Here is an 11,638-nt window from a genome sequence, read left to right on the forward strand (position 1 = left end):
TCCAACTAAGCCGTAAGCGTTAGGCCGGCGATGCCGCGGCATGCCACACCAGCGTGGCGGCGGTCAGGTCTTCGAGCGCGCTGCCCACGGCCTTGAAGACCGTGCGCTCCTCGTCGCTCGACCGGCCCGCCCGCTCCCCACGGCACAGCTCGGCCAGTGTGCCCTGGATGTCTTGCGCACGCAGCGTGCCCGCCGCCATCGCGTCGAGCAGGTCGCCGGATTTCTGCAGCGCTTCCGGGGTGTCGACGAAGGTGCGCGCACCGGCGAAGCAGTGCTCGTCGGTCTCGCGCATCGCGGGCGTGAAGCTGCCGATCAGGTCCAGGTGCGACCCCGGCGCAAGCCAGTCGCCGCGAACCAGCGGTGCGGTGGCCAGCGTGGCGCAGCTCACGATGTCGGCGTGCCCGCGCACGGCGGCCTCGAGGTCGGTGGCGGCTCGCGCATTCCAGCCTTCGGCGCGCCATTGCGCCGCCAGCGCCTCGGCGCCTTCGGGCCGGTGGTTCCAGACCCATACCTCGTCGATGGGCCGCACGCTTGCATGGGCGGCAGGCAGCATTCGCGCGATGCGGCCGGTGCCCAGCACCAGCAGCCGGCGTGCGTCCTTTCGCGCGAGGAACGACGCACCCAGCGCGGACGCGGCGGCCGTGCGGCGCGCGGTGATCTCGTTGCCGTCCATCATCGCCAGCGGCACACCGGTGCGCGCGTCGTACAGCACGTAGGTCGCGTGCAGGCCGGGCAGGCCGTGCGCACCGTTGCCTGGGAAGATGTTGATCGTCTTTATGCCCAGGAAGCCCGTGTCGCTCCACGCCGGCATGATGAGCACCGTGCCCTTGCAGGCGGCGCGGTCCGCGCCGGCGGTCTCGATGGTGTGCACATGGCGCGGCGGCACCTGCGCCTCGGCCGCGAACGCCGAGCGCAGCGCGGGCACCAGCCGCTCGAAAGCCAGCGGCGCGCGGGTGGCGGTTTCGTCGAAATGCTTCATTGCTGCAGCGGCTGCATGGACGATTCGAAGAAGGCCGTCAGCGCCTTGCGGTAGGCGTTGCCGAAGCGCAGCGTCGTCATCGGCTCGAGATGTCCGGCGCCTTGCACCTCGATCAGCCGCTTGGGCTCGCGCGCGTCGGCCAGCAGCCGCTTCGAATGCTCCACGGGAATCACCTGGTCGGCCGTGCCGTGAATGAACAGCAGCGGAATCGGCGACACAGCCGCCACGTACTTCGACGCCGCATAGTCGTCGCTCACCAGCAGGCCGGCGCCCTTGAACTTGTCGTTGGCAATCGAGGAATACGAATAGAAGGTCGACTCGATGGCCGCCGCCTTCACGCCCGCGCGGTTGCCCGAGCCCACCACCGCGATCGCATTGGTGCCGCCCAGGCTCTGCCCGAAGACGAACAGCCGCTCCGGGTCGACGTCCTGGCGCGAGCGCACGTAGTTCAGCGCGGCGTTGGAATCTTCGAACACGCCCTTGGGCTCCGGTTTGCCCTCGGACTGGCCGTAGCCCCGGTAGTCGAAGACGAGCACGTTGTAGTCCTGCTTGGGCAGCCAGGCCACGAAGCGCCAATGCGTGCTCATGTTCTGCGCATTGCCGTGGAAATGCACCACCGTGCCCTTGGCCTCCTTCGGGTTCTTGCGGTCGGCCGCGGGCAGGAACCAGCCGCTCAGCCGCGTGCCGTCGGCGCTGGTGAACTGCACGGGCTCGTAGCGCATGCCCAGCACGTCTGGCGTCTCGTAGCGCACGTTGTCGGGGTAATAGAACATCGACTGCACGCAACCTGCCAGCAGCAGAGGCAGCGCGCACAGCGCGAGTTTTCCGCACCATCGGCGGATCGGGCCGGTGCCGATGGTCATGGCTTTTCTGCGCCCTTGGCGGCCGCGCGGTTCTCCGCGAGCATGTTGCAGAAGAGGGCGCCTTGCTCGATCGCGTCGTCGAGCGCCACATGCGTGTGCGGCATCCCGGGGTCGAACCAGCGGCGCGGCATCGCGCGCTTGGTGCTGTCGCGGTAGTCGAGCTGGAGCATCGCCATCGCGAACGACTTCACGTCGAGCGCCGAGTGGCTGAAAGGGCTCTCGCCCGCGAAGCGCATCAAATACCAGTAGACGAACAGGAAGTCGAAGCCCGCGGGGTACGCGACGAACACGGGCCGCGCGGGCAGGCCCTTGAGCCAGCTCACGTAGTTCTTCATGGCGTGGGCGGGGTCCTGCAGGTCGGTGCGGCAGGCGGCCCATGCCTCAGGTTGGGTCTTCCACCAGGCGGCGGTCTTCGGGTCGGCTTCGGCGCCGGGCAGCGTGTGCAGGTTGGCGCTGAAGGTGGAAAGCAGTTGCTTGTCGGCCGTGTAGGCGGCCGAGCCGAAGCTGAGCATCGAATGCGGGCCCGGGATGGGGCCGTCGGATTCGACGTCTGTGCTTATGTAGATTTCTGGCATGGGTGTAGGCAGGTCGTTGGGGCTCGCTCATTGCGAGTCGGCGGGGATCAAACGCTTCCACCACGGCTGCTTCGCCGGTGCGGTGGCCGGGGATGCAACAAAAGCCTTGCGGGCCCTGGCGCGAGTGCGCAGCTTTTCGATGAGGTCTGCGCTTGCCCACACCGACGGCTCGCCTTCGAGCTGTTCGAGCGCCCACCGTATCTCGGACTCTGCCGCTTCGCACATGGCTTCGCCTTTGACCGCACCTTGCGTTACGGCCAACTGCTGTTGCGGGTCGCCGTTGCCGAACCAGAAAGTACATGCGGCGATGTACGAGAAAACTGCGGCCTTCATGGGCGCGTCGTCTGGGCCGGCTTTCCTTGTGGACGCCAAGTGCCGCCCCAGGTCATGCTGTACGCCGAGCAGGCTGTCCACCATTTCGTCGCAGGTCAGCGGCAGATTGAAATCCTGTTGCAGCAGTTGCGCCCACAGCACCTTGTCCAAACGGTCCTGCAACGGGAATTTCTTGTCGAAGCCGATGGCCGAGGCGTAGGCCTCGACATTGGGATAGAGGGCCTGAGCGCAGAAGGTCGCGAATGCCGCAGCCTTCGGGTTCGAGAGCTTCGACAGCCGGGGCGAAAAGGCCTGGGAGAGGCGACTCTGCGCTTGTGACTCGACGACCTGCCGGATGTTCTGCTCCACCCAGTGCAGGTACCAGTCATTGAAACCCATGCGGGTTCCATCTTCTTTCAGGAAGGGTTTGATGCCCTCGTTGTCCGCTCGCAGGTCGCGCCAGACCGTACCTGCCAGAGGCCCTGTCACGACCAGCCAGTTGCGCAGGGCGCAGCCTTCATGGCAGATGGGTATGGCGCCGTCGGTGATGCTGGTGGCGTAGTAGTCGCTTTCAAGCTTCCTTTCCCAAGCTTCGTGCATCCGGTCTTGTTCTTCGACGGGCATGTCTTCCGGCGGATCGGGCTGCTGGCGCCAGAAGTCCTCAGGAAGGTTCCATGCGTCGCGCAGCGGGAACGGCCTGGACAGGTCTCCGATGAGTGCGTAGCCCTCGTCCCAACGGCAAAGGTCGTGGCTCCTGTCGTGCATGCCGAGCGGAAACACGCCATATGCCGGGCCCGCACCACCGTTTCCGATCTCCGTGATGAACCTGCGGTACTCATCGGGGAATCTGCACCCGTGCTTGGCTTCCACCTGTGCGACCTCTTCTTCGGAAAGTGGCGGATTCAGGTCGTACCAGTGCGACTTCGCCGCAAAGCAACTGCAGTCCAGATCGAGCCGCTTGAGTGTCTGAAGACGGGACAGGATGTCGGTCACGACGGGTTAAGTCCTTTTGCTTGTTACGCGATGCCGAGGATCGACGACACCGAGCGGTGGAGCTCTTCGACGAGTTCCGGGTCCATGTATTTGTACTCGTCCGGAATGTCGAGCACATGGATCGGCTTGCCTCCCAGCATTCGCGTGAACTCCGCCACAAGCCGCGACTTGTGCTTTTCTTCCATCACCAGGATCACGTCGGCCCATTCGATGTCGTCCACAGACACCGTGTGCCGCGCATTCGGGCTGGTGCCGGCCGAGCGTGCGCAGATAAGGGGATGCCGGCGCCAGATCTGCTCCGCGGTCGGGCTGCGCCATTGATTTCGGCTGCAGATGAAGAGAACGTTGCGAACGGGTGAGGTCGATGGTTTTTCGGGCATGAATGAATACTCAGGAGGTCGCCTCGGGCAACGCAAAGACATGCAAGTCCCGCCAACGCCCTGACGAGTTCTCCATCAGCGCGACCTCGGTGCAATGCGCATGCACAGCGCCAGATGCAAGAAGCCGGGTGCCCAGTTCGACGGCAGCATCTTCCGCATCGCGCACGTTGCCGTGTGCCACTGAAAGATGCGGAACGACGCCTTCGTGTTCGCCGCCATATGGCGGGAAATCGGGAAAGGCCTTCGCGAGCGCCAGCGTCATCTCGATGAAAGGGGCGGCGGGCTCGGGCGCCAGATACGCGGTCTCGGGAAACCGCCCGACCTTGCCCAGCGAGAACTCGAACGACGGCGTCTGCGCGAGCACGTGCCGCGCACTGTCCAGCACGTCTGCCGTGATCAGCGCGGGGTCCATGAAGGGAACAAGAAGCGTGATGTGTGCCGGCACGCCGAGCGCCACGGTCGTAGCGGCGGCGCAGATCACCGGCGATGGGCTCGGCGGCGGGAACCTTCACGACGAATGCGGAGATGGCCATCGGGCGGAGGATAGCCCATCGATGGCGCACTCCGATCAGCTCCTCGGCCCCGCGGAAACCTGCCCCCAATCGAGCCCCAGCTTGACCAGGTACTTGCGCAGCCGGTCCGCATCGTTCACCACGCTGCGTTGCGCGCGCGAGGCCTGAAACAGCTGCCGCCCCGCATCCGAAAGGCTACGCGACCGGCGGCACACGCGCACCACGGCTTCGAGTTGCAGCCGGTCGAACAGGTCGAGCGCCTGCACTCGCTCTTCGCCCAGCAGCGCATCCAGATCCACGCCGTCGGCACCGCGGGCCATGGGCATCGCGCCCGCATGCTTCCACAGCCATCGCAGCCGTGCAATTTCCGCTTCGACCAGCGCGACAGGAATGCGGCCGCCGTCGGCCAGCGTGGCCAGCCGAGTCACGCTGGCCGACAGGTCGCGGAAGTTGCCGCTCCAGACCGCCTCGCCGCTCTGCGCGAAACGCAGGTAGGCCGTGCGCGCTTCGGCGTTGAAGCGCACCACGCGATGGTTCTCGGCGGCGTGGATGGCCAGCAGGTGGTCGACGTTGGGTTCGATGTCCTCGGGCCGCTGCGCAAGGCCGGGAAGGTCGTAGGTCCAGAGGTTGATGCGCGCAAACAGGTCTTCGCGGAACCGTCCTTCGGCCACGTCGCTGCGCAGGTCGCGGTTGGTGCCGGCGATGAGCTGGAAATCGCTCTCCACTTCCTTGTCGGCGCCCACCGGGAAGAAGCGCTTCTCCTCGATCGCCTTCAGCAGCATCGCCTGCTCGTCGAGGCCGAGCTCGCCGATCTCGTCGAGGAAGAGCGCGCCCTGGTGCGCCGTACGCAGCAGGCCCGCGCGGTCGCTCGCCGCTCCGGTGAAGGAGCCCTTCTTGTGCCCGAACAGCGTGGACGCCGCGCCGTCGCCGCGCAGCGTGGCGCAGTTCACTTCCACGAACGGCCCGGTCATCTGGTGCCGCGCTTGTTTCAGCTCGAACATGCGCCGCGCCAGGAAGGACTTGCCCGCGCCGGTCGGCCCGACCAGCAGGATCGGCGCACGCGAGCGCACGGCCACGCGCTCGATCTCGTCGATCAGCGCATTGAAGCGCGCGTTGCGCGTGGCGATGCCGCTCTTCAGGAACGCGACCGCGTCGCGCTGCTCGGCGTCAAAGCGCCGCGCGATCACGTCGTAGCGCGAGAGGTCGAGGTCGATCAGCGTGCATTTGCCGGCCTCGCCCTGGCGCTGCTTGCGGGGCGGCGAGGTCTGCGCGAGCACCCCCGGCACCACGCGCGACTCCGACAGCAGGAACATGCAGATCTGCGCGACGTGCGTGCCGGTGGTGATGTGCGTCCAGTAGTGCTCGCGCTCGGTGTCGAAGCTGTAGCCGCGCGCCCAGTCGTACAGGCGCGTATAGACCTCGCCGAAATCCCACGGGTCCGCGAGCTCGATCGGCACGAGGTTGACGGTGGTCTCGGGCGACACGGTGGCGATGTCTGCCTTGACGAGCTCGGCCAGCGCCTTGTGCCTGAGCGTGTAGAGCAGTTCCATGCGCGAGACGACCATGTCTTCGTGCTGGGCGAGCGAAACGGTGGGGCGCCATTTGTTCCAGCGGCCCGCGCCCTGGCCGGCATCGAGCTGGGTGCCTAGAAAGCCGATGACGACGATTGGCTTCATGGATATGAAACTAGCTAAATTTATAGATTTTGCGGGATTTTATAGGTATGGATCTAGTTCTCGAAACACGTCGAAACGGAATTTCTCCTTTCCCGTCAATGACTTGCATCCCCGATCGTGAAAACTGCCCAAGGCTGGCACGCCGGCTGCAATGGATATCCCGTCAGGATGCAGTCCATCCACTCGCAGGTGCCGCGTAGAAGCGGCCCGGTGCAGCAAGCCAGGCAAGTCCTTGGGTTTGCCGTATGCCGTGGCTGGGCTGCCTGGCAACTGAACTTGATTCAGTCCCGCTCATGGTTGAGCGCCGTGCTAACCACATGGAGCCGCGGGTTCGATTCCCGCAAAAAACCCGGCGGTGCCTGCACCGCCACCTGATGGGGGCGAAAGCCCCTCCGCCCCGGCACACCGGAGCGATGGCGCAGGGCAAACATGCCCTGCGCCGCGCGCCAAAGTGCCAAGCGCAGGCGGCTTGCGCACCGCGTGCGTGGCAAGGAACTGCGTGTGGCCATCGAAGGCGAGGCAGGTGACGGCGTTGCAAAAGCGACGAGGGAGGCACCTGCCGAGCCGGGCGACCGCCGCACGTCAGGCCTTGGCTGCCGCAGTGCCCGCCGCCTGCCCTTTCGAGGGCCTAGACCGAATGACTGAAGACTGAACGAAGAAACGAACCGAATAACGAGTGGGAGAAAAAGATGTTGGGCTTCAACCGAATCACGATCAAGAAGAACGAACGCGCGCTGCTGCTTCGCAACGGCGATTTCGAGCAACTGCTGGGCGCCGGAAAGCACCGGGTGTTTTCGGGTTTCGACAAGATCCAGCTGCAGCGCTTTGCCCTGACCGAGCCGGCTTTCGAGCACGAGCTGGTCGACTACTTCCTGGCACAGGAGCCTGAGCTGGTCGAGCGCGAGTTCGTGCATGTGTCGCTCGGCGAAACCCAGGCCGGCCTGCGCCTGGAGGACGGCGTGCTGGTGCAGATCCTGCCGCCCGCCACCCGCAAGCTGTACTGGCGCGGCCTGCGCGAACAGCGCATCGACGTGATCGACGTGGCTGAAGACGTGCGCCTGCCGGCCGAACTGGTGTCGAAGCTGCAGAGCGTGGCGCTGCGCCCGCGTGCGGTGGCCGGCCTCGACGGCGTGCTGCTGGTGCAGGTTCCGGAGTTCCACGTCGGCGTGCTGACGCTGCAGGGCCAGATGCAGGAGCTTCTGGCGCCGGGCAACCACGGTTTCTGGCGCTTCAACCGGCAGGTGGCAGTGACCTGCGTGGACATGCGCTCGCAGATCGCCGAAGTGAGCGGCCAGGAAATCCTGACCCGCGACAAGGTGGGCCTGCGGCTGAACATGTCGGCGGTGTGGCGCTTCACCGATGTGCGGCAGGCGATGGCGCAGATGCCGAAGCCGGCCGACCATGTGTATCGCGAGCTGCAGTTCGGGCTTCGCGCCGCGGTGGGCGAGCAGACGCTCGATGCGCTGCTGGAGAACAAGGCGGCCATCGACCAGACGGTGCTGGCGCAAGTGCGCGAGCGGCTGGAAGGCTCCGGCATTGCGCTGGAAAGCGTGGGCGTGAAGGACATCATCCTGCCCGGCGAGATGAAGACCATCCTCGCCCAGGTGGTGGAGGCCGAGAAGTCGGCCCAGGCCAACGTGATCCGCCGCCGCGAGGAAACCGCGGCCACGCGCTCGCTGCTGAACACCGCCAAGGTGATGGAGGGCAACCCCGTCGCGCTGCGGATGAAGGAACTCGAAACGCTGGAACGGGTGGCCGAGCGGATCGACAAGATCTCCGTGATCGGCGGTCTGGACCAAGTGCTCAATGGGTTGGTGACGCTTCGGCCGAACGCTCCTTGAACTCCGGACTCGAGAAGGATTGACTGGCGCCGAAGAGGCGCCAAGGGAGAAGAAAATGACCGAAGAAGAAATTCGCGCACACGACCTCATCGCCTATGACCTGCACGACGCGGGCTGGGCCGACGTGAGCTTCCGCGCCGCTTCCGAGCGACTGGGCTTCGCGGTGTCCTACCTGCACGATTCGCTCGGCGACCTTGCGCGCATGGGCCTGACCCTGCAAAAGGGTGCCGAGCACGCCGAGGCCGTGTTCATGGACGAGCCGGGCGAGGTGATCCTGCTGGTCTCGGGTGCTTGGGACGTGTTGCAGTACGAGCTGCGCCAGTACCGTGACTGGGCCAGCTGGGGAATGGTCGGTGTGCATGACCATGAAGTGGTGGCGCGCGGAGAGATTTCGCGTACCGAGCTGGTCCGGAACATCCATGCGATCCTGCAGCGCATCCACGATGAAGTGGGGCCGAAGCGCTACCGCGAGATGTGGGTGGAGCACGACTTCCCGCTGCAGGACTACGAACGACTGTCGATCGCGCTGTACAAGCGCGCGATGACCTGAACAGAGGAGTGAAACGATGATGAAAGAAGAAAAAATGAACTACAACCTGCACGAAGTCGAGAACGGCGTGCCCGTGAAGATGTGGACCCGCGGCGTGCCCGTGGAGCCCGAGGCGCAGAAGCAGCTGGAGAACGCAGCGCGCCTGCCCATCGTGTTCAAGCACATTGCGGCCATGCCCGACGTGCACTACGGCATCGGCGCCACCGTGGGTTCGGTGATCCCGACCTTCAAGGCCATCATTCCCACCGCGGTGGGCGTGGACATCGGCTGCGGAATGATGGCGTGCAAGACCACGCTGCATGCCAACGACCTGCCCGACAACCTGGGGCCGCTGCGCTCGGCGATCGAGAAGGCCGTGCCGCACGGCTCGAACCCCAAGCGCATGGGCCGCGACAAGGGCTCGTGGGAGACGCCGCCGAACGAAACCGACGTGGCATGGGGTGCGCTGAAGGACGAGTTCGACGCGATCTGCGAAGACTACCCGCGCCTGAAGAACACCAACAACCACAAGCACCTGGGAACGCTGGGTACGGGCAACCACTTCATCGAGGTGTGCCTGGACGAGGCGGGCTCCGTGTGGTTCATGCTGCATTCGGGTTCGCGCGGCGTGGGTAACGCCATCGGCACGCACTTCATCGAGCTCGCCAAGAAAGACGCCGAGCTGCACCAGCGCAACCTGCCCGATCAGGACCTGGCGTACTTCGAGGAAGGCGCCCAGTACTTCGGCGACTATGTGCGCGCCGTGGGCTGGGCCCAGAAGTTCGCGCGCGCGAACCGCGAAGTGATGATGCAGCGCGTGGTAGCGGCCGTTCGCAAGGTCATCACCAAGCCTTTCGAGGCGCATGTGGAAGCGGTGAACTGCCACCACAACTACGTGAGCCGCGAAACGCACTTCGGTGAAGACGTGCTCGTCACCCGCAAGGGCGCGGTGAGCGCGAAGGCCGGCGAGTTGGGGATCATCCCCGGCAGCATGGGCGCCAAGAGCTTCATCGTGCGCGGAAAAGGCAACCCCGAGAGCTTCATGAGCTGCAGCCACGGTGCCGGTCGAAAGATGAGCCGTACCAAGGCGAAGAAGCTCTACACCGTGGCCGACCAAGTCGCCGCGACCGAAGGCGTGGAATGCCGAAAAGACGCCGACGTGATCGACGAGATCCCGATGGCCTACAAGGACATCGACGCGGTGATGGAGGCGCAGCAGGACCTGGTGGAGGTGGTCTACACGCTCAAGCAGGTTGTTTGCGTGAAGGGGTGAGAGGGTGAGGTCCAAGTACGGCCTCACGATGGCGCTGTAGAGGGAGAGCTATCGATAGGCTGCGCCTTCGCAGCGCTGTATTGCGAAGGGCTGAAAAATGAAGAGCAACAAGCAACGCCGCGCCGAGATCAAGGCGCACCGCCGCGAGCGTGCTGCCGCTCTGGCAGCACGCTCGCGCCTGCCGGATGTCCGGCTGCCGAAAGCCGACTTCGCCGATGCACTCGGTTGCGAGCCGGCGGATCGAGCTGTTCTGCAGCAACACAACAACACCTACGGCGTGCTGCCTGACTTCTATGTCGCGCGTTCATTCATCTGCCGCGATTGCGGTGCCGACGAGGTATGGACGGCCAAGCAGCAGAAATGGTGGTACGAGACGATTCAGGGTCACATCGACAGCCGTGCCGTGCGATGCCTCGCATGCAGGCGCGCACGGCGCGAACGTTTGCGAGCCGTTGCGCCTGGCGCCGACCTTCTGCTCGAGAAGACGTGTCGACTGCGTGCGTTGGGTGCGGCAAAGCCGAGCGTTCAAGCCAGGGCCGAAATCGAGGCGGCATTGCAAAGCAAATGGTGGAGCCTGCGTGTCGTGGCGATCCAGGCAATGGGGCGCTGGGGCGGTGAAGAGAACCTCGCACGGCTACACGCGTTCATGGCGTCTCGTCCGGAGGGAGGTCGCCGATACTTCGGTTGGGAGCGCGTCGCCGCGGACGCTGCAAGAAGCGCATTGATGCGCAGGGAGTGATCAACGAGATGATGAAACTGACTTTTCTGGGTACCTCCTCCGGTACCCCCACGCGCCACCGCAACGTCTCCGGCCTCGCCGTGCAGACGGTGCTCGGCCCGGACTGGTTCCTGCTCGACTGCGGCGAGGGCACGCAGCATCGCGTGCTGCAAACGCCGCTGTCCCTGAACGACCTGGCCGCCGTCTGCATCACGCATGTGCACGGCGACCACTGCTACGGCCTGCCGGGCCTGCTCGCGAGTGCGGGCATGAACAAGCGCACGAAGCCGCTGAAGCTGATTGCGCCGCTGCCGGTGTGGGAGTGGTTCGAGGCGACGCGCGCGTTGACCGATCTGCATCTGCCCTACGAAGTCGAGCATGTGGATATCGGCGGACCGCTGTTGGTGTATGAGGTGCCGGGCCTGCGCATCGAAAGCCATGCGCTGATGCATCGTGTGCCCAGCCACGCTTACCGCATGCAAGTCGAGACGCGGCGCGTGCGGCTGAAAGCGGACGCATTGCGCGCCATCGGCCTGCCACCCGGCCCCGCATGGCGTGCGCTGCAGCAGGGCGAGGACATGCCTTTCAACGGCGGCATGCTGCGCAGCGCCGACTACACCGAGACCCAGGTCGAAACGGTTGCCGCCGTTGTGGGCGGTGACAACGCCAAACCCGCGTTGCTGCACGACGCCTGCAGGGGCGCGCAACTGCTGGTGCACGAGGCCACCTTCACGCAGGAGGCACTCGACAAGGTCGGCCCCGGGCCGATGCACAGCTCCGCGCGCCTGCTGGCCGAGTTCGCGCAGGCGGCCGAAGTGCCCAACCTGATCCTCACGCACTTCAGCGCGCGCCACCAGAACGAAGAGGGCATGGCTGCTTTGATGGCAGAGGCGCAGGCGCACTACCGCGGCCATGCGTTCCTGGCCAGCGACCTGGATGTCTACGAGCTCGACAGTGCCGGCAACGTGACCGTCACCCGGGCTTGAC

General features: G+C 65.4%; 12 protein-coding genes. 5 read left to right on the plus strand and 7 right to left on the minus strand.

Translation table 11 applies throughout. The annotated features are described in order from the left end of the window. Positions 1-19: 19 nt before the first annotated feature. From C4F17_RS23520 to rtcR, 7 genes are all read right to left on the minus strand, one after another. Positions 20-979, minus strand: coding sequence for an ornithine cyclodeaminase family protein (locus C4F17_RS23520; RefSeq protein WP_106936857.1), 960 nt, complete (start codon positions 977-979; stop codon positions 20-22). Next, positions 976-1,842 carry an alpha/beta hydrolase gene (locus C4F17_RS23525; protein WP_106936858.1) on the minus strand — a complete coding sequence of 289 codons (867 nt, stop codon included), beginning with the start codon at positions 1,840-1,842 and terminating at the stop codon, positions 976-978. Before C4F17_RS23525 ends, C4F17_RS23520 begins: the two co-directional genes overlap by 4 nt. Beyond that, on the minus strand, positions 1,839-2,417 hold the full coding sequence (locus C4F17_RS23530; RefSeq protein WP_106936859.1) for an exonuclease: 579 nt from the start codon (positions 2,415-2,417) through the stop codon (positions 1,839-1,841). The genes C4F17_RS23525 and C4F17_RS23530 overlap by 4 nt, the downstream gene beginning before the upstream one ends. Before the next feature lie 27 nt (positions 2,418-2,444). Beyond that, entirely contained in the window at positions 2,445-3,722 is a 1,278-nt protein-coding gene (locus tag C4F17_RS23535; protein WP_106936860.1) for an SMI1/KNR4 family protein, read from the minus strand. Between the two features lie 23 nt (positions 3,723-3,745). Continuing rightward, a complete protein-coding gene (locus C4F17_RS23540) occupies positions 3,746-4,102 on the minus strand; it encodes a low molecular weight protein tyrosine phosphatase family protein (RefSeq protein ID WP_106936861.1) in 357 nt (118 codons plus the stop codon). A gap of 10 nt (positions 4,103-4,112) precedes the next feature. Beyond that, entirely contained in the window at positions 4,113-4,583 is a 471-nt protein-coding gene (locus tag C4F17_RS23545; RefSeq protein WP_234382338.1) for a 2'-5' RNA ligase family protein, read from the minus strand. An 87-nt stretch (positions 4,584-4,670) separates the two neighbouring features. Next, a complete protein-coding gene (gene rtcR, locus C4F17_RS23550; protein ID WP_106936862.1) occupies positions 4,671-6,290 on the minus strand; it encodes an RNA repair transcriptional activator RtcR in 1,620 nt (539 codons plus the stop codon). Between the two features lie 689 nt (positions 6,291-6,979). On the opposite strand from rtcR, the gene C4F17_RS23555 reads away from it, so the two are divergent. The 5 genes from C4F17_RS23555 to C4F17_RS23575 all read left to right on the plus strand — a co-directional run bounded on the left by C4F17_RS23555 (position 6,980) and on the right by C4F17_RS23575 (position 11,637). Further along, positions 6,980-8,131 carry a slipin family protein gene (locus tag C4F17_RS23555; protein ID WP_106936863.1) on the plus strand — a complete coding sequence of 384 codons (1,152 nt, stop codon included), beginning with the start codon at positions 6,980-6,982 and terminating at the stop codon, positions 8,129-8,131. A 55-nt stretch (positions 8,132-8,186) separates the two neighbouring features. Next, positions 8,187-8,681 carry a hypothetical protein gene (locus C4F17_RS23560; protein WP_106936864.1) on the plus strand — a complete coding sequence of 165 codons (495 nt, stop codon included), beginning with the start codon at positions 8,187-8,189 and terminating at the stop codon, positions 8,679-8,681. Positions 8,682-8,715: 34 nt separating this feature from the next. Continuing rightward, complete coding sequence (locus C4F17_RS23565) at positions 8,716-9,933, plus strand: RtcB family protein (RefSeq protein WP_106937678.1); 1,218 nt, start codon at positions 8,716-8,718, stop codon at positions 9,931-9,933. A gap of 97 nt (positions 9,934-10,030) precedes the next feature. Beyond that, positions 10,031-10,672 carry a zinc-ribbon domain containing protein gene (locus tag C4F17_RS23570; protein WP_106936865.1) on the plus strand — a complete coding sequence of 214 codons (642 nt, stop codon included), beginning with the start codon at positions 10,031-10,033 and terminating at the stop codon, positions 10,670-10,672. 11 nt (positions 10,673-10,683) lie between these two features. After that, positions 10,684-11,637, plus strand: a complete 954-nt coding sequence (locus C4F17_RS23575) for a ribonuclease Z (RefSeq protein ID WP_234382341.1) — start codon at positions 10,684-10,686, stop codon at positions 11,635-11,637. Position 11,638: the final 1 nt, after the last annotated feature.

Origin of the sequence: Variovorax sp. PMC12 (assembly GCF_003019815.1) — a bacterium.
GTDB lineage: Bacteria > Pseudomonadota > Gammaproteobacteria > Burkholderiales > Burkholderiaceae_C > Variovorax.